Below are 18290 nucleotides of genomic sequence, written 5' to 3'. Positions count from 1 at the left end.
CCTGTGAGGCCACGAATATGAGCGTCGATTTGTCGGTCGAAGGCGGTCTTGCGGAAATAGTTCTCAACCGGCCCGACAAGATGAACGCGTTGAACGACGCGATGGTGGCCGAACTGAACGGATGTCTCGAGCGCGCGGCGTCGCGGGGCGTGCGCTCGATGATGATTCGGGGAGAAGGACCGGCGTTCTCGGCGGGACGCGATCTCGCGGATGCGCATCCGGGCGACGAAGACGCCGAAGCGATAATCGAGACGACGTTCAATCCGCTGATCAAGCGAATCGTCGCGTTCCCCGCGCCGACTTTCGCCGCGGTTCATGGCGCGTGCCTGGGAGTCGGATTGGGACTGGCGCTGGGATGCGACGTGGTCTATGTCGCCGACGACGCGAAGATCGGATCGCCGTTCGCGCGTATTGGCGCCGTGCTGGACTCGGGTGGCCATTCGTTTTTCGTCTCGCGTCTGGGGACGCATCGCACACTCGAGCTGATCTACACGGGAAGATTGCTCTCGGGCGTCGAGGCGGCACAACTCGGGCTCGTCAATCGAAGCATGCCGAAGGACTCGCTCGTCGCCGAAACAAGGAAAGTTGCGGCGCAGGTGGCGGCCGGTCCGACCGCGGCGTTTATGCAATCGAAGCGGTTGGTGCGAAGAATGGACGAAGAGGCGATGGGCCTGTTCGCAGTTCTCAAATGCGAGGCCCAGGCGCAGGGCGCAGCGGGGCGTACCGCCGACTACAAGGAAGGCATTACGGCCTTTCAACAAAAGCGCGCGCCGAAGTTCGTGGGCAAGTAGGCCGGGATTCGACGAAGCATCCAGCTCGACCCACCGCGGATTTCGGCGGATACTGACACGGTGCGTCGTCGAGGCGCTGGCGCGGTGGAGAAATGCGTCGTGCAAGAAAAAATTCAAATTGGATTCCAGGCTTTTGTTTCCGACGGAGGAGAGGAGTTTGGCGCCGTTCGCCAGGTTGCGCCGGGCGGCCGGCCTGAACTTGTGATCTACGTCGAGAATGCCGGTGACTTCACGGTGCCACTCAGCGCGGTCGAAGCGGTGCATTCGGAGAAGGTTGTCCTGAATTGCGCCAAGCTCGATCGCCGGCTGCGGCATGCGATCGGTCATGCGCATGACAGTGAGAAGCCCGGCGCGTGAAGTGGGCGACCGCAAATTAAGGGACTATGCGCGCTGGCTAAATGACTCACCGGGCTGCCGCCGATGATGGAATCGGGGCCGGATCAGTCAGCGGCTCGGTGTTCCACTTCTTCAGTTCGGGCAACACATACTTCGCGAAGCACTTGATGCTGCGCTCCGCGTCGTCGTACGGCATCCCGCCGAAACTGAAATTGAACATCACGCCGTTGGCGTCGATGGTGTCGCGGATGAACGCGCACTTCTCGAGCACCTGGTCGGGCGTTCCCCACGGCATCAGCATCGCGAAGTCGCGCGCGGCATTGTCGGCGCCGGTCTTTTTGATGAACTTGCCGACGTTGCTGTAGAACTCGTAGCTCTTCTTGGTACCGAACTCCGGCGACGTCATCTCGTAATGCTTCATGACGGTGTGGTAGTTGGCGGCGATCCATTTCATCGCGAGTTCTTCGGCGCGGTCCTTGTTTTCGTCGACGACGCAGAAGCCGCCGGAGATAGGCTTGGGCGCGGGCGCGTCACCGTTAACCTCGCGCCAGACCTTGTGATAGACCTCGAAATCTTTTTTGACGGCGTCCCACGGTTTTTGCGGAATCACTAGCAGGCCGACTCCCAGCTTCGCCATTATCGGCATCGACTCCGGCGAGACGGCGGCGGCGTAGGTGCGGCCTTTGAACGAGCGCGCGGGGCGGGGCGAATCTCGCGGCGCGGCTGGCGGGTGAATTTGCCGCCTTCCATATAACCGTTTTCGAGCGCGTTCAAAACCAGCTCGGCATACTCGACAAACAAGTTGCGGCCTTCGTTCTGGTCGAGGCGGAAACCGTCGTACTCGATGCGCGCGAGGCCGCGGCCGAGACCCAGGATGACGCGGCCGTTGGAAACGTGATCGAGCAGCGAAACCTGCTCGGCGACGCGGATGGGATCGTGCCAGGGGAGCACGACGACGCCCGAGCCGAGCTTCACATGCGATGTGCGGCCAGCCATGTAAGAGAGGAATTGCAGCACGTCGGGGCACATCGTGTAGTCGTCGAAGTGATGCTCGACTGACCAGATGGAATCGAAGCCGAGCGGCTCAGCCATCTCGGCCAGGCGCAGCTCGTTGCGATAAACCTCGGCGTCAGGAAGTGCGTTGCCGGGGTTCTGAAAAACTGCTCCATATCCAACGTGCATGGTGTGAGCCTCCTCCGCTGATCTCTAATTTTCATAGACCCACCGCTGTCCAGAGCACAACTCCTCCTAACTGCCTCGCCCGTTAGTCGGGAGAGGCCGACGCTCGTCTTCGCGTCGGGTTAGGGACCAAATGTTCCCGATTCCGAATGCCTGCGGACTACGCGCGGCGGTTCGATGTTCTCGTTTCGGCGAGGCGGCGGGCGGCTTCGCCGATTGCGCCCGCGCGGTGCCATCGGGAGTATTCTTCGACGGTGAGGCCGTGCGCGAGCTCGAGCGCGACCGACAATCCTGCGAGCACGAAGACTTCGCCGAGCACGCTGATGCGCGGGGCAAGGCCGAGACCGCCGCCCTCGTTGGGAATGGGGACGTGGATGACGAGGTCGGCTAGTTGCGCGAGGCTCGAATCCTTGTTGCCGGTGATCGCGATCAACTGCGCGCCCTGCTCGCGGATGGCACTCGCGGTCGAGAGCAGTTCGTCGGTGCTGCCGCTGTTTGAAATCGCGATGACGACGTCGCGCGGATGCACCTGGCCGAGGCTGCCGTGCAGCGTTTCTGTCGCGTGCAAGAATGTCGCGGGCGTGCCGACCGAGCAGAACACACTCGCGGCGTAGCGTGCGACGTGCTCGGGCTTGCCGACTCCGGTCACGTGGACGCGGCCACCGCGGCCGAGCGCGGTGCGGATTATCTCGACGGTGCGCGAGATGGCGGCGATGTTCAAGCTGCCGCGAAGCGCGGCGAGCTCGGCGAGCGCGAGGTCGAAGAACTTTTCGACTTCGCCAGTGGAATCACCGATGGCGGCTGCGCGCGGCTCCGCGTCGAGACGCGGCGTCGGCAGCGCGAGCGGCTCGGCACAGAGGTCGAGAATTTCCTCGCGTACTTCGAATCCCGACGGAAAAGCGCCGAGGCGCGTGACCGCGACCGCGCCGGCGGCATTGGCGAGCCGGCCAATCTTGTCCCACGGCATCCCGAGACGAAGGCCGGCGCAAATGCCCGCGAGAAACGCGTCGCCGGCGCCGGTGGAATCCACTTGCTTGACCTTGAAGGCGGGCACGCGAATGGACGTGTCACGTGCCGCGATCGAACATCCTTTGTCGCCTTCGGTGATGATGACGGCGCGATTTCCGTACTTCGCGCGAATCGCGTCGGCAATCTTCAGAGGATCGCGGCCATTGCCGGCGATTTCGCGCGCGGCGGCCTTCGAGGGTTTCAACCAGGTCGCGAGTTTCAACGCGCGTTCGAGTTCGGCACGCGTGCCGAGCGATCCGATCGCGTCAGACGGCGGTACATCAACGTCGAGAATCGTCGGAATCGAATGTGTGCGCGCGAAGAGCAGGATCGCGAGCACTGTCCGTAGCGGGAGCTGCGAGATTTCGGTCGAGACGAGATTGGCGCGGCGGATGAACCCGCCGTGGCGGCTGCGGACCTCGGCGGGAGTGAGCTCGCCGGTCGCGCCGCGCGCCATGTAGATTGCGCGATCGCCTGCGGCGTCGACGAAGATTGTAGCGAACGCGCTGGCGGTGCCGTCGAAAGTCAGGTGATGGCGGATGCCGAGGCGATCCATCCCGTCGCGCAGGAACTCGCCGTTGCGGTCGTCGCCCATCTTGCCGAAGATGCCGGTTTTGAGGCCGAGGATGCGGCCCCATCCGAGATGGTTCAGGACCAGCCCGCCAACTTGCGTGCGCTCGATGGCGGCGCTGGCGGTGTGTGCGCGGAGCAGGATTTTTTCGTCGGCGCGGATGATGCGCGGCGTGCGGTAGAACAGGTCGACAACCATGCTGCCGCATCCGACGACGTCGAGTTTTTCTTCAGCCATTGCGCCCCGCAGATTTTCGTTCCGTTGCCGGCGCGTGGCTGGCGGGCGAATCGCATTCGCTGACCCATCCGCGCTCAAGCATCTCGGCGTTGCGTTCGCGCAGCGCGCCGAATCGTGCGGAGAATTCGCGGCGCTCGGTGTCGCTGAGCGGCGGCGTTCCGGCGCCGACCGCGTCGCTGTCGATGACGCCGAGTTCCTTGAGCGCCGCCTTGAGCGTTGCAATCGTCGGGCGATATGCCCTGGCGCCGCGCTTGAAGGTGCACGCGATCCGAAATTCCTCGATCGCGTCCGCATACAAGCGCATCAGCTCGACGTCGCCCGAGCGGCAGACCTGCCACGCGCGCTGCCATTCGCGCGGCATCGCGTTGGCGGGCCCGGCGACGACGCCGTAAGGGCGCGTGCGCTGAGTCAGGTAGCGGTTCCAGTAGTGGCGCATGCGATCGCCGACGCCCTCGGGCGGTGCGAACAAGTCGAAAATGAGGTACGCATTGCCGGCGTAAATGGCGAACTCGTGACCCGCCTTGAAGTGCGACGCGGCGCGCGTGTAGTTGCCGATAACGGTCTTGCTGGCGGTGACTTTTATTCCGCGCACGTACGCCAGCCGCGCCATCGCCTTGACGTCGCGCGTGTGCAGGTGCGCCGCTTTGCCGGGTGCGGCGATGTCGGCGTTGTCGTAGAGGAACAGCGGGAGCATGCGACCGGCGCGATTGAAAACGGCGCCGATGTCGCGCTCGACGAAGTCCGCGGGATGCTCGACGTCCTTGATCGACAGGGGCGCGACGACGACCGCGTCGGCGCCCGCGTGGATTGCATAGTTAAGATTGTCGAGCGTGTCGCTGCGAGTGTGCGCGGTGATGCCGGCCCATGCTTCGATCTTTTTGGCAGCAGACTCGCGCGCGCGACGGCATTCCTCTATGGCGATTCGTGCCACCGCCTGGCGGCGCGAGTTGTCGATGCGATCCCATTCTCCGGTGGTGCCCGCAGCAAAGATGATGTCGGCGCCGGCGCCGTCCTGGAACGCGAAGCGGATGACCGCGCGCTGCTGGTCCTCGAGGATGCGGCCGCGCGCGTCGAGAATCGTGACGATGGGAACCGACAGGCCCGGGCGCGGAATGTAGTCGTCGAGCGATTGCACGGCGGCGATTTTAGCAGAAGAGTCCGCTGGCTGCTGCTTGAAGTTCAATAGAGCGCGCTCCCATCGCGATAGGACTCAAATTGACGCAATTTTGTTTTCGCTAGTTCAGGCGAAAACGTCAATTTCATACCACTGGTGGTGGTTCCTGGGAGGCGCCGCTCTAAGGGTAGTTTCGTTCCGTCAGAAATTGTTTTTACCCTGAGCCGGCGTCGCCCAATTTCGGGCGAACCTTGGGGATTGTGACTGATCCTCATGCCGTATGAGTAGCACACAAAATCCGGAGGGGTCAGGCTGAAAAGCTCATCCCCGAACCAACGCAGTTCGGACGCGACACTAGCCGATGCCGAGTCCGAGATCGGTGATGAAGCTCCAATGATGCTCATCGCTGGAGGCGAAGTTCTGCAGCTTCAACTTGATCGTCAGCTTGTAGTTGCCGTCGCCGGAAAGGGCTTCGACGGGCGGATTTTCGTACCAGATACTTTTCTTGCAGACGTCGAGCATCATGCGATCGATTTTCGCTTTGCCCGAGTGCTGCTCAAGGATGAGTTCGGTAAGCTTGCCGCTTTTGTCCAAGATGGCAGTGATGATAACGGCTTTGAGGTCGGTGGGCAGCTTGGTTCGCGAAATCTCCTCGCTCCGCTCGGCGATAATGAGTCGGGCATATATGCGATCGAGAATCACCGAGGCAAAATTTCCGAACTTGGCGGCCTTGTTGTTGAGCAGGCGGACCGTGGCAGGATTTCGTTCGGTACCAATCTCGCGCGAGATGCCGGGGTCTTCCTCGAAGGTGCGGGGTCCGGCCGAGACAGGGCCGGCATCGTGCAGCAGTCCTTCGCCGGGGGCGGGAACCGCGTTGACGCCGAGCGGATCGACGGGGGTGCTAGAGACGTCGGACAAACTGCCCAGCAACTTCGGCTGCTGCGCGCCGGCGTCTGGCATGGGAGGCGGCGGTTTGTCATTTGTGGCGCATCCCGCGAGGATTGCAACTGCAAAGAACGCGGCGGTAAAGAACCGTTTTCGTGGTGCGCGACTCATTTGGATTTTTCCTGGCGGTCATCCCTATCCGAATCCAATGCGATGATCGCCGGACGCGCATCATTATAGTCGGCGACGAAAGCGTCGAAAAGTTCCTCGAAGAAAGCGCGCTCCTCGGCGCGAACCTGATCGTTGTGCTCCTGCGCGACCGCGTCGCCGATCCGCGCGAGCAACTCGAGCGTGGGCGAATAATTCAACTGCGCCGTGGCGCCGCCCGCGAAATCGTAAGTGCCGTTGGGCAGCAGGCGCGAAGTGAGCCTGGTGTTGAGGCCGCCGTTCCCGGTGGCCAACACGCGCAGAAAATCGCCCGCAATCAAGTCCATCATCTGATGCACGCCCGGCGGCGCGATCAGTTGCGGAACTGCGTCCATGCGGTTGACGAACGTCACGTTATCCGCGTCACGGCGGTAGTGAGTCGCGAATCCAATGTTGGCGAGGCCGAAATTCATCGCAAGACTCGTGATCTGCCCTGACGCGAGCGTGCGGTAGCTGCCGTGCGTCAGTTGGTTGAGCGCGACGCTGTTGCCCGCCGGCTGCATCGCGGCGTTGAAGGGAGTCAGCAGGCCGTCGCGAATCATCATCATGACGCGGATGTGGCCGTGGTCGAACGCCTCGCGGAACCAGTAGTTGGCGTGCGAATCCAGAATCTCGGATTTCGCGGTCACGGCGGGCACGACCTTGCGATAGAAATCGTAAAGGAGCGGATATTTTTTCAGCGCGTCCTGGTGAACTTCGGCATCAACGTTGAAGAGCACGATTGGACCCGCGGGCGAATTGAACTCGTCGAGCAGATTGTTGAATTTGAAATAGTGATCGAACTTCGCCGCCAGGTGGGGCATCTGGCGGTGGAATCTGTCCATCGCGGCGCGGTCGTGATGGTTGAAGGTGCCGGGCGCGGAATCCCACGGAGCCTTCAGGTCGCCGTGAAACTCGCGCAGTGTGTCGGCCAACGTATCGACGAGCGCGCCGATGCCGTAAGTATCGATCATCAACTCGCCCGCGAGCGTGCCGGTGACGCTCGAAATGTTGTCGGGCGTCGAATCCGCCGCAGGCTTGAGGCCGAACACTCCCGAGAATCGCGCAGGCTCCTCCGGACTGCGCCAATCCTGGGCGAGCGTGTAGAGATAGTCGGCGTCGGCGGGTTGTCCCTTGACCAGAATTTCATGCGTGCCGTCGGGCTCGTCGCGCCACGGAATTTCATTCTTCGAGTAGAGCGCGGCGGCGCGAATCATGGTCGATTGGCGCGGCGGTAGCAGGTCGATCACTTCCTGAAGCGACGGACCAATCTTGGGATGGAACGAAATCTTGCGCTGGAAGGCGAGCTGCCGGTCGAGGATCGCAATTGCACGCGAGGCACGCGCGGGGCCAGGCGGTGCGAGACAGACGATTGGTGCAAAGAGGGTCCGATTGTCGGGCGCAAAGCCGGCGTTCGACGCCGCTGAGGTTGGTGCGGGCCTTGGGGGCGAAGATGCGGCGTAGGTGGCAATCGCCCAGATTGTGATTATTATTGCTGCCAGCGAGGTGGCTAAAGCGGTACGGAAAGCCCGAAATGGCAGTCGCGACTGGCGAATTGTGCGAGATACCTTGCGATGATATCCTGCAAAGTAATAGCTGGAAGAGTTCGAGACGGAAAAATGAAAGCTGGAATCCATCCTGAATATCGCCGCTGCACAGTAGTCTGTGCGTGCGGCAACACGTTCGAAACGCGCTCGACGCTCAAGGAGCTTCACGTCGAGGTCTGCTCGAAGTGCCATCCTTTTTACACTGGCACGCAACGCCTGGTCGATACAGCGGGGCGAGTCGAGCGGTTCAATCGCAAATACGGCATCAAGAAGCCGGCGGAAAAAACGGCGGAAACCGCCGCCGAGAAGTAGCATAGCAACTCCCGCCGCCTGCGGCCCTCGACGCACCCGGGTGCGCGGGGGAGAATCCATCGGCACGGCCATCCTTGGCCGCGCCGTTTTTGTTTTCAGGGCGATTTTCGGTGTGGAGCTTGGGCGTCGATGCTGGATAAGGCAAGCGCAATAGAAGAGCGGGTTGCGGAACTCGAGCGCAAGCTCAGTGACCCGGCCACGCTCGGCAATCAGCGCGAATACGCGCGGCTCGCCAAGGAGCGCTCGCAACTTTCCGAGGCGGCGCAATGCGCGCGCGAGTACATTCGCATTGCCGACGAAATCGCGGGGCACAAATCGATCCTCGACGGCAACGACCCCGATCTGCGCGAGCTTGCCAAGGCCGAGATGCCGGCGTTGCAGAAAAATCTCGGCGCTGTCGAAGAGAAGCTCAAGGAGCTACTCACGCCGCGCGATCCCAACGACGAAAAGAACGTGATCCTCGAAATCCGCGCCGGCACGGGCGGCGAAGAAGCGTCACTGTTTGCCGGCGACCTGTTCCGGATGTACACGCGCTACGCCGAGCGCCACGGCTTCAAGCTCGAAACGCTCAGCTTGAGCGACACCGGCCTCGGCGGAATCAAGGAAGTGATCGCGCTGGTTAGCGGACGCGGCGCATACTCGCGCCTCAAGTACGAAGGCGGGGTGCATCGCGTGCAGCGCGTGCCGGAAACCGAGGGCTCAGGGCGCATTCACACGTCGGCGGTCACCGTTGCCGTGATGCCCGAAGCGGATGAAGTCGAGGTCAATATCAACGAGGCAAAGGACCTGCGAATCGACGTGATGCGTGCGTCGGGGCCGGGCGGGCAGAGCGTCAACACCACCGACTCGGCAGTGCGAATCACGCATATCCCGAGCGGGATGGTAATAATCCAGCGCGACGAAAAATCGCAGCACAAGAACAAGGCGAAGGCGTTGAAGATCCTGCGCGCGCGGCTGCTTGAACAGGCGCAGTCGGAGCAGCAGGCGAAAATCGCACAGACGCGGCGCTCGATGGTGGGAACCGGCGACCGTTCGGAGCGAATCCGCACCTACAACTTTCCGCAATCGCGTGTGACCGACCATCGCGTCAACCTGACGATTCATCAGCTCGACAATTTTCTCGACGGCGCGATCGATCCGGTTATCGACGCGCTCGCGGCCTACGACCGCGAGCAGTCGCTCAGCGCATAAGGTGTGATGAGCGAGATGCTCGCGCGGCGCGCGTTAGAGGCGATCGACAAGGTGTCGCGCCGGCTTGCCGACGCGGGCATCGAATCGTCGCGGCTCGACGCTGAACTCCTGATAGCGGCTGCTGCGGGAGTTTCGCGTGAAGCGGCTATCACCGGCTCGATCGACATGTCGTCTGAAACGCTGAAAAGATTCGACGCGCTGGTCGCGCGCCGCGAAAAGCGCGAGCCGATCGCGTACATCCTCGGGCACAAGGAGTTCTACTCGCTTGATTTTGAGGTCTGTCCGGCGGTGCTGATTCCGCGCCCGGAGAGCGAGCTGGTCGTCGGCGCGGCGCTCGAATTTGTCGCCGCGAAGCCAGACTCGCGCGTGCTCGACATTGGCACCGGTTCCGGCGCGATTGCGGTCGCGATTGCCGTGAACGCGCCGCACGCCCGTGTCACCGCCGTTGATATTTCCGCCGATGCGCTCGAGGTAGCGTCGCGCAACGCCTGGCGTCATTGGGTTGAGGATCGGGTGAAGTTCTGTCGCGCTGACTGCTTCGATGTTTTGGACGCAGCAGAAGCGCTCGGAACTTTCGAGGTTATAGTCTCCAATCCGCCGTACCTGGATGACGCGGAGATCGGAGCTCTGGAGCCCGACGTGCGCGGCTACGAACCGCGCGTCGCGATGAGAGCGGGAGCCGGAGGGCTCGATATCCTGCGCAGGATTGTAGCGGGCGCGACGCGGCATCTTGCACTCAATAGCGAGCTGATCATCGAAGTGGCGGCGGGGCAGGCGGACACGGCCGCGAAACTTGTCGAGGACGCGGGCTTGAGGGTCGCCGCTGTGATAAACGATTTCGCGGGGCATCCGCGCGTCGTGCGCGCGCGAAGGATCGGGAAGTAGTTGCCAATGGAAAAAATGATAATTCATGGCGGTGCGCCGCTGCGCGGTACCGTCACGCTTAGCGGCAGCAAGAACGCCGCGTTGCCGATCATGATGGCGTCGCTGCTGACCTCGGAACCACTCCATCTCACCAACGTCCCGCGCCTTCGCGACGTGAAAACCGCGATGGATCTCCTGGTTGGACTCGGCGTGCAGGCGCGCTGGACCGACGATCATCGCATCGAGTTGCGCGCCGCAAACGTTACCTCGCACGAAGCCTCGTACGAGCTCGTCAAGACAATGCGTGCGTCGTTCGTCGTGCTGGGCCCCCTGCTGGCGCGGACGGGACGCGCGCGCGTCTCGACTCCGGGCGGATGCGCAATCGGTGCGCGCCCGGTGAATCTGCACATCGCGGGGATTCGCGCGCTCGGCAGCAAGATCCAGTTTCGTCACGGCTACGTCGAGGCGCACGCCGAGAAGCTGACGGGCGGGCGCATCTGGCTGGATTCGCCGTCGGTCGGCGCGACCGAAAATATTCTGATGGCGGCGGTCACTGCCCGCGGACGCACCGTGATTGAAAACGCGGCGCGCGAACCCGAGGTTCAGGATCTCGCCCGGGTGCTGGTCAAGATGGGTGCGAAGATCAGTGGCGCCGGCACGCACGTGATCGAAATCGAGGGTGTCGAGCGGCTGCATGGCGCGGAGCACGAAGTGATACCCGATCGAATCGAGGCCGGGTCGATGATGGCGGCGGCGGCAATCACCGGCGGCGACGTTACGATTACAAATGCGCCGCTCGAGCATCTCGACGCTGTCGCGGCCAAGCTGCGCGAGGCGGGCGTCACGGTCGAGGCGAATGGCAAGGGCCTCCGCGTCGCGCGCGCCAATGGACTCAAGTCGGTCGAGCTGCGCACGCTGCCGTATCCCGGGTTTCCGACCGACCTCCAGGCGCAGATGATGGCGATGGTGACGCAAGCGGACGGCACTTCGGTCATCACCGAGACGATTTTCGAAAACCGGTTCATGCACGCACAGGAGCTGGCGCGCATGGGCGCCGACATCCTGATGAAAGGGCCTACCGCCGTCGTGCGCGGGCCATCGAAGCTGAGCGGCGCGCCGGTGATGGCGACCGATCTGCGCGCCAGCATGGGCTTGATAATCGCCGGGCTCGCGGCGGAACACACGACCGAGCTCAGCCGCATCTACCATCTCGATCGCGGCTACGAAGCACTCGACGCCAAGCTCTCGCAGCTCGGCGCGCGAATCGAGCGCGCGCAAGAATAATGAGGCCGCGGGTTCTCAAGTCCCAGTCGCCGGACTTCAGAAAATTTCTGGCGACGATACTAACGCGACGGGGCGGCGACAGCGCCGGCGTCGATAGCGCTGTGTCGAAGATAATCGCCGACGTGCGCAAGCGCGGCGATCGGGCGCTGATAGATCTCACGGCCAAATTTGACCGCGTGAAACTAACACCGGCCACGCTCCGCGTGACCCCTGCGGAACGCCAATCTGCGATCAATCGAATCCCTGCCGACGATCGCCGTGCGCTGGAGCTGGCGGCCGAGCGAATCGCGGAGTTCCATCGCCACACGATGGAGAAGTCGTTCATCTATCGCGACAAGTCCGGGATGCGGCTAGGTCAGATGGTGCAGCCGATGCGACGCGTCGGGATCTACGTGCCCGGCGGACTGGGCGCGTACCCGTCGTCGGTGCTGATGAACGCGATTCCCGCCAAGGTCGCCGGCGTCGCCGAAATCGTGATGGTCTCGCCGCCGTCGTCCGAGGGCGAGCGCCTCGCGGTTCTTGCCGCTGCGGAGATTGCGGGCGTCGATGAGTTCTACCGCGTCGGCGGAGCGCATGCGGTAGCCGCGCTCGCGTACGGCACGGAGAGCATCAAGCCGGTGGACAAGATCGTCGGGCCCGGTAACTCGTACGTGCAGGCGGCCAAGCAGATGGTCTATGGCGTCATCGATATCGACAAGATGGCGGGACCGAGCGAGGTGCTGGTGATCGCCGACGACCGCGCGCATCCCGAATGGATCGCCGCCGACCTGATTGCGCAGGCGGAGCATGGCTCGGGCGACGAGGCGGCCGTGCTGCTGACGACTTCGGCGAGTATCGCGCAGCGGGTTGCCGAGGCGGTGGAAGTCGCGCTGAGAACTTTGCCGCGCGCCCCCCAGGTCGAAGCTGCATTGGTCAAGCGAGGCGCCGTGGTCGTCGTTAGCGATCTCAACGAAGCCTTCGACCTTGCCAACGAGATTGCTCCCGAGCATCTCGAGCTTGACCTCCGCAATCCCTCGCGATGGCTGCCTAGGGTCAAGGCGGCAGGTGCGGTTTTTCTCGGCCCGCTTACTCCCGCGCCACTCGGTGACTACCTTGCGGGCCCGAATCATGTGCTGCCGACCGGGGGCGCCGCGCGTTTCGCATCGCCTTTGGGCGCATACGATTTCCTGAAACGAACCAGTATAATCGAGGCGTCGATGGGCGCGATTGCGGCGCTCGGACCGACGGTCGCGCACCTGGCGCGGATGGAAGGGTTCGAGGGCCACGCGCGCGCGATGGAACTTCGAGCAGGGGTGGATGGAAAGGCGAAACGGGCGCGCCGGAAATCGAAATGGCAGGGGTGACCCCTGCACCCAGTATTAAGAAAGAATGCAAAACAAACGCAAAATATTACGAAACGAAGCCAAGACCGCGACGCCGGTCGCGCGGCTGGCGCCAGCCAAGGCGAAGCGCAGTGCCGAAGTCGAGCGCAAGACGCGTGAGACTTCCGTGACAGTAGCGCTCAAGCTCGACGGCACCGGGCGCGGCGAGGCGAAGACGGGCGTGCCGTTCCTCGATCACATGCTCGAGAGCTTCGCCCGCCATGGATTCTTCGATCTGAAGGTCGAGGCCAGCGGCGATTTGCACATCGATGACCATCACACGGTTGAAGACGTCGGAATCGTGGTGGGCAAGGCGTTTCGGCAGGCATTGGGCGATCGCGCGGGAATCAAGCGCTTTGGCGAGGCGACCGTGCCGCTCGACGAGGCCGTCTGCACTGCGATTGTCGATATCAGCGGGCGCGCGTACCTAGGCTACAACGTCTCGATCAGCCAGGAGCGTGTCGGCAACTTCCAGACCGAGCTGGTGCATGACTTCATGAAAGCGCTCACCGACGAAGTCGGGATGAACCTGCACCTGAACCTGGTCAGCGGACGCAACCCTCATCACATCATCGAGGCCACCTTCAAGGCGTTGGCGCGCGCGATGGATCAGGCGACGGCGCGCGAGCCGCGGCTGTCAGGCGTGTTGTCGACCAAGGGCACGCTCAGCTAAATCGGTTAGAATGGTCCGCTTGTTCGAGAAGTTCACTGTTATTCCCTCGATTGACCTGAAAGGCGGCCAAGTCGTGCGCCTGCTTCACGGCGACATGAACCGCTCGACCGTCTACAGCGCCGATCCGGGCGACACCGCGCGCTGCTTCGAGGACGGGGGGGCAGAACTTATCCACATCGTAGATCTGGATGGCGCAATCGCAGGGACACCGCGCAATGTCGCGGCGGTCGCGCAGATTCGCGCTGCGGTGAAATGCGCAATCGACGTCAGTGGCGGGCTCCGCACAATCGATGCGGTACGCGCGACGTTCGGGAGCGGCGCCGACCGCGTCTCGATCGGTTCGGCTGCGTTGCTTGACCCCGAGTTGGTCCGGATCGCTTGTGCCCAGTTCCCAGGCCGGGTCTTCGGGTCGTTGGACATCCGCGACGGCCGGCTCGCCGTCAAAGGTTGGGTCGAGACCAGCCAGCTCACTGTAGCCGACGCGGCTGAGCGGTTCCGCACGGGAGGCGTCGCGGCCGCAATCGTGACGGACATCGCGCGCGACGGCGCGCAGGTCGGGGTAGATACGGCGCGGATGGCAGAAATCGCCGCTGCGGTCCGACTGCCGGTGATCGCGTCGGGGGGCGTCGCGGGTCTCGACGACATTCGCGCTCTTAGGACGCGATTCGACGCCGGGGTTGTGGGCGTCGTCGTCGGGCGCGCCCTGTACGAGGGGAACTTCAGCCTGCACGAAGCTCTAGCGGCAGCTATCTCTTAAAAAACTGCTGTTTCTGTCGGTCATCTGTAAAACTTCCTAATAGTTCTACACTGTCGCTTAAGGTCTATTAGTCTTCCGAAGTATTAGCTAGCATTAGCTTAGAGCTCGCCGAAGTATTCATCCCCAAGCTAATTGGTAAGACTAGGAGCACACTGTGCGCTTGACATAAGCATGACGCATATAGAGAATACGAAAACCGGGTATAGGGCATGAATTTAAAGTCGTAACTAATCAAGAGCAAAGAATGCTTGAGAATTGTCTGTCCGACCTAGCTAGTAGTAGGCCTATATAACGCAAAGCTGAGTTTTCCTACAACTAGTAACATTCACAGAGCGCGAGAGTTTCCCCGCGCTGTTTGAACGAAAATAAAAGGACGGAGGGACACGGAGATGGATCTGATCAGGAAACTGTACGTGAAGGTGGATGGGTTAGCACGCGGCCAGACGATGGCTGAGTATGCGCTGATCCTTGCGGCGGTCGCGGTCGTAGTTTTCGTCGGCTACAAGACAATGGGTACGACGATCACGTCGTTGCTGACCACAGTAGACGGCAACCTCTAGTCGCGCGCCGACTTCGCCGGGCGGCTGATAATCTAACCGGCGGGGGCTTGCACCTCCGCCGGTCCGGTAGCGCTGCGCAGGGTTGATGAAGCCTGTAGGCAGCCGCCCCTGAAAACTAAACACTGGGTCAGGTTGCGTCGGTGAAATGACGCAGCCTGACTTTCGGGTTGACGCACCATAGCGGCAGCCGTCTCCTCAACACAGCCAGGATATTATCCACCGCTATCGCGGCCATCCGCGCGCGCGTCGCGATGCTTGCGCTGCCTATGTGCGGCGTGATCACGACGTTTTCGAGCCGCAGCAACGGGTCGCCCGACGCGATCGGTTCGGGGTCGGTCACGTCGAGACCCGCGCCACCCAATTGACCCGATTTCAGCGCCGCTACCATCGCAACCTGGTCAACGACCAAGCCCCGCGCTGTATTGATTAGAATCGCGCCCGGTTTCATCAGCCCGAACTCGCGCGCCCCTATGAGGTGACGCGTCTCTGCCGTCAGCGGCACGTGCATCGAGACGTAGTCCGATTGCGCCAGCAAGCGCGGCAGGCTGACCCCGACGGCGCCGGCAAGGCGCACGTCGGTTGGCTTCCCGGCGGGCGTTTGCGGCTGAGATAGAGCACGCGCATCCCGAAACCCATCGCGCGGCGCGCCATCGCCTGACCGATCGCGCCGAATCCGATTATCCCGAGCGTGCTCGAGTGGACATCGCGGCCGAGCATCGTCATCGGCCCCCAAGTCCGCCACTTGCCGGCGCGCACATAACGATCCGCTTCGGCAATTCGCCGCGCAGTGGCCATAAGCAAGCCGAAAGCAAGGTCCGCGGTAGCCTCGGTCAAAACTCCGGGGGTATGGCCAACCGCGATGCCCGCGCGGGTGGCTGCTTCGAGATCGACATTGTCCACGCCGACAGCCAGGTTGCTGATTACGCGCAGCCGCGGCGCACCCGCAATCACTCGCGCATCGATCTTGTCGGTGACCATCGAGAGTACCGCGTCGGCATTCGCCAGCGCGGCTCGCAGCGCCGCCGGCGGTGGTGGCGTTTCGCCGGGCCAGACAGTGACCGCGGCAACGGCGCGAAGCCGCTCGAGCGCGGTGCTGTCGATCGCGCGGGTGACGAAGACTTTTCTGCGCTGGCGGGCCGGACGCGGCATGCGGCTAAACTCCCCGGTGGTTCAAATAGTTCTTTGGCTCTGCTATACGCGACAAGCGTGACTGACTCCATCGTTTCATCGGTAATTTCGTCCGCTCGTTCGAGTGGACGGACGGTTCTTACGGAAATCGAGAGCAAGCGGATCCTGCATTCGCTTGGCCTGCCGGTCGCCGTGCCGGATTCGGCTGTGACGGCTGACGACGCGGTGCGGGCAGCGTTACGAATCGGCTTTCCCGTTGTGCTGAAAGTGCTGTCACCCCATGTAAGCCACAAGAGCGACGTCGGCGGTGTCGAGCTGAATCTCGACAATGAGTCCGCGGTGCGCGACGCGTTCGAGCGAATTCGCGTGAGTCTCGCCGCCAAGGCCCGGGACGCGCGCTTCGATGGCGTCGCAGTTCAGCCGATGGCGAAGCGTGGTGGCGTCGAGCTGATTGCCGGGACGTTCCACGACGAGCGATTCGGCGCGATGGTGATGGTCGGGCTGGGCGGCGTGTTGGTCGAGGTGATGAAAGATACCGCGCTGGCGCTGGCGCCGATTGGCGGGCGCGAGGCGTCTGCGATGCTCGCGCAGCTTCGCGGCGCCCGGATTCTCCGCGGCGTCCGCGGTCAGCCGGGCGTTGATATCGACGCGATCGTCTCGCTCCTCGAAACCGTCTCGGGCATCGCGGCGACGCATCCGGATATCGCCGAGATGGATCTCAATCCCGTGGTCGCGTACGAGGACGGCCTCGCAATCCTCGACGCGCGAATCGTACTCACGGCAGATTCGGGACGGGCATCGCAGCCGGACCCGCATCGCGCGGCACGGCTTAAAAATCTCGAGCGCGCGTTCAACCCCCGCACAGTTGTCGTCATCGGCGACAAGCGGATGGGCGGGTACATGTGGCTGCGCGCGATGGCGCACCTCAAGGGCAAGCTCTACTCGGTGCAAATCGATCCGAACGAGATACCAGGAATCGAGGAGATGGGCGTCGAGAACCGTAAGAGTCTGGCGGAGATCACGGAGCCAATCGACTACGCAGTGAGCGCCGTGCCGCGGCAGATCGCGCCGCGAATTTTGAAGGACTGCGTGGCCAACCACGTCGGCTCGATCGGATTTTTCACGTCAGGCTTTTCAGAAACGTCGGAGGAGCTGGGAATCAGGCTCGAGAACGAGCTCCGCGACCTCGCGCTCAACTCCGAAATCGCGCTGGTCGGCCCCAATTGCATGGGGCTATACAGCCCGAGCTCCGGGCTGCGAAATTTTCCCGAAGAAAAAGTCGGAGAGGCGGGCGACGTCTGCTTCATCTCGCAGAGCGGCACGCACACGATCAACTTTTGCCTGCAGGCTCCCAGCCACGGCATCAAGGTGAACAAGGCGGCGTCGATCGGCAACGTGCTGGTGCTGGAGGCGGCGGACTATATTGACCTGATGGCGGCCGACCCGGCGACGCGCGTGATCGGCATGTATATCGAAGGGGTGCGCGATGGGCGGCGCTTCTTCGACAGCGTCCGGCACGCGGCTGAACGACATCCGGTCGTCATCTGGAAGGGCGGGGTGACCGAGGCCGGTGCGCGCGCGACGTTCTCGCACACCGGCTCGCTCGCGACGCCCGAGGCGATCTGGCAGACGGTAGTGCGGCAGAGCGGAGCGGTCGAAGTGGCCAGCCTCGACGCGATGCTCGACGCCGTCGAGCTGTTCGCACGCGCCAAGCGCCTCGGCGGCCGGCGCATGGGCCTGGTTGCGATGACCGGTGGGCAATCGGTGGTAATCACCGACACGTTCGCGACGGCGGGACTCGAGATTCCCGCGCTGTCGGAGTCGTCCTACGACGAGCTGAAAACATTCTTCAACATAATCGGCGGCAGCTACCGCAATCCGCTCGATGCGGGCGGCACGATCGGCGCCGGACATCACCAGGGTAATCTCGATCGCATCCTGGAGATTCTCGAGCGCGATTCGGTCATCGACGCGATCGTGCTGGAGGTCGGCACGGGGTTACGCGCCGCGCGATGGGCCGCGCACGAGGATGAAATCACGGGGCTGCTCGACAAGCTGGCGGATTTTGCCAACCGCTCGACGAAGCCGTTCGCCGTCGTGATGCATCCTGCGCACGTCGAGGCGATCGTGGCGCGCGGCAAGGAACTTGCGCGAGCGCGCGGCCTGGTCGTGTTCGACAGCTTCGAGCGCGCCGCGGCCGCTTTCCGCACCGCGTCGGACTACTGGGCAAATCGCGCGCGCCTGGGCAGCTAGACTCAATCGGGATCGACAAAGCGCGCAGCTCCCTTGCTGCGTGAGGCCGACTG

At 62.9% G+C, this 18290-nt stretch carries 17 protein-coding genes and 1 pseudogene; 11 read left to right on the top strand and 7 right to left on the bottom strand.

Going from position 1 to position 18290, the window contains the following annotated elements:
• The first annotated feature begins 17 nt into the window (after nt 1-17).
• Both VJX68_RS09015 and VJX68_RS09010 read left to right on the top strand, forming a co-directional pair.
• A complete protein-coding gene (locus VJX68_RS09015; protein ID WP_324095348.1) occupies nt 18-791 on the top strand; it encodes an enoyl-CoA hydratase/isomerase family protein in 774 nt (257 codons plus the stop codon).
• A 99-nt stretch (nt 792-890) separates the two neighbouring features.
• Nucleotides 891-1148 carry a hypothetical protein gene (locus VJX68_RS09010; RefSeq protein WP_324095347.1) on the top strand — a complete coding sequence of 86 codons (258 nt, stop codon included), beginning with the start codon at nt 891-893 and terminating at the stop codon, nt 1146-1148.
• 46 nt (nt 1149-1194) lie between these two features.
• Here the strand turns inward: VJX68_RS09010 and VJX68_RS09005 are convergent.
• From VJX68_RS09005 to VJX68_RS08985, 5 genes and pseudogenes are all read right to left on the bottom strand, one after another.
• Nucleotides 1195-2309 (bottom strand): annotated as a pseudogene (locus VJX68_RS09005) (LLM class flavin-dependent oxidoreductase).
• A 157-nt stretch (nt 2310-2466) separates the two neighbouring features.
• Nucleotides 2467-4122 carry a PfkB family carbohydrate kinase gene (locus VJX68_RS09000; RefSeq protein ID WP_324095346.1) on the bottom strand — a complete coding sequence of 552 codons (1656 nt, stop codon included), beginning with the start codon at nt 4120-4122 and terminating at the stop codon, nt 2467-2469.
• Nucleotides 4115-5305, bottom strand: coding sequence for a dihydrodipicolinate synthase family protein (locus VJX68_RS08995; RefSeq protein ID WP_324095345.1), 1191 nt, complete (start codon nt 5303-5305; stop codon nt 4115-4117). The genes VJX68_RS09000 and VJX68_RS08995 overlap by 8 nt, the downstream gene beginning before the upstream one ends.
• Before the next feature lie 285 nt (nt 5306-5590).
• Nucleotides 5591-6292, bottom strand: a complete 702-nt coding sequence (locus VJX68_RS08990) for a hypothetical protein (RefSeq protein WP_324095344.1) — start codon at nt 6290-6292, stop codon at nt 5591-5593.
• Nucleotides 6289-7557, bottom strand: a complete 1269-nt coding sequence (locus VJX68_RS08985) for a hypothetical protein (protein ID WP_324095343.1) — start codon at nt 7555-7557, stop codon at nt 6289-6291. The genes VJX68_RS08990 and VJX68_RS08985 overlap by 4 nt, the downstream gene beginning before the upstream one ends.
• A 369-nt stretch (nt 7558-7926) precedes the next feature.
• Between VJX68_RS08985 and rpmE the strand changes: the two genes are divergently transcribed.
• The 8 genes from rpmE (at nt 7927) to VJX68_RS08945 (ending at nt 14856) form a co-directional block, all read left to right on the top strand.
• The gene (gene rpmE / locus VJX68_RS08980; protein ID WP_324095342.1) at nt 7927-8166 is read left to right on the top strand and encodes a 50S ribosomal protein L31; all 240 of its coding nucleotides are present in this window, start codon (nt 7927-7929) and stop codon (nt 8164-8166) included.
• A 129-nt stretch (nt 8167-8295) separates the two neighbouring features.
• Entirely contained in the window at nt 8296-9357 is a 1062-nt protein-coding gene (gene prfA, locus VJX68_RS08975) for a peptide chain release factor 1 (RefSeq protein WP_324095341.1), read from the top strand.
• A gap of 6 nt (nt 9358-9363) precedes the next feature.
• Nucleotides 9364-10242 (top strand): peptide chain release factor N(5)-glutamine methyltransferase, encoded by an 879-nt coding sequence (prmC, locus tag VJX68_RS08970; RefSeq protein WP_324095340.1) that lies wholly within the window; start codon nt 9364-9366, stop codon nt 10240-10242.
• 6 nt (nt 10243-10248) lie between these two features.
• Complete coding sequence (murA, locus tag VJX68_RS08965) at nt 10249-11505, top strand: UDP-N-acetylglucosamine 1-carboxyvinyltransferase (RefSeq protein WP_324095339.1); 1257 nt, start codon at nt 10249-10251, stop codon at nt 11503-11505.
• A complete protein-coding gene (hisD, locus tag VJX68_RS08960; protein WP_324095338.1) occupies nt 11505-12848 on the top strand; it encodes a histidinol dehydrogenase in 1344 nt (447 codons plus the stop codon). Before murA ends, hisD begins: the two co-directional genes overlap by 1 nt.
• A gap of 25 nt (nt 12849-12873) precedes the next feature.
• Nucleotides 12874-13539: an imidazoleglycerol-phosphate dehydratase HisB gene (gene hisB / locus VJX68_RS08955; RefSeq protein WP_324095337.1), complete on the top strand. Its 666-nt coding sequence runs from the start codon at nt 12874-12876 to the stop codon at nt 13537-13539.
• A 10-nt stretch (nt 13540-13549) separates the two neighbouring features.
• On the top strand, nt 13550-14296 hold the full coding sequence (locus VJX68_RS08950; protein WP_324095336.1) for a HisA/HisF-related TIM barrel protein: 747 nt from the start codon (nt 13550-13552) through the stop codon (nt 14294-14296).
• Between the two features lie 389 nt (nt 14297-14685).
• The gene (locus VJX68_RS08945) at nt 14686-14856 is read left to right on the top strand and encodes a Flp family type IVb pilin (protein ID WP_324095335.1); all 171 of its coding nucleotides are present in this window, start codon (nt 14686-14688) and stop codon (nt 14854-14856) included.
• A 127-nt stretch (nt 14857-14983) separates the two neighbouring features.
• Here the strand turns inward: VJX68_RS08945 and VJX68_RS08940 are convergent, their stop codons facing one another.
• Both VJX68_RS08940 and VJX68_RS08935 read right to left on the bottom strand, forming a co-directional pair.
• The gene (locus VJX68_RS08940) at nt 14984-15364 is read right to left on the bottom strand and encodes an NAD(P)-dependent oxidoreductase (protein WP_414643470.1); all 381 of its coding nucleotides are present in this window, start codon (nt 15362-15364) and stop codon (nt 14984-14986) included.
• Complete coding sequence (locus VJX68_RS08935; protein ID WP_324095333.1) at nt 15349-16005, bottom strand: NAD(P)-dependent oxidoreductase; 657 nt, start codon at nt 16003-16005, stop codon at nt 15349-15351. The genes VJX68_RS08940 and VJX68_RS08935 overlap by 16 nt, the downstream gene beginning before the upstream one ends.
• Nucleotides 16006-16062: 57 nt before the next feature.
• Between VJX68_RS08935 and VJX68_RS08930 the strand changes: the two genes are divergently transcribed.
• Entirely contained in the window at nt 16063-18237 is a 2175-nt protein-coding gene (locus tag VJX68_RS08930; RefSeq protein ID WP_324095332.1) for an acetate--CoA ligase family protein, read from the top strand.
• Nucleotides 18238-18290: the final 53 nt, after the last annotated feature.

The organism is Binatus sp. (SeqCode) (assembly GCF_035272065.1).
Classification (GTDB): domain Bacteria; phylum Desulfobacterota; class Binatia; order Binatales; family Binataceae; genus Binatus.
Note: the sequence above shows the minus strand (reverse complement) of the source record. Positions and strands in the feature narration are given on the sequence as shown.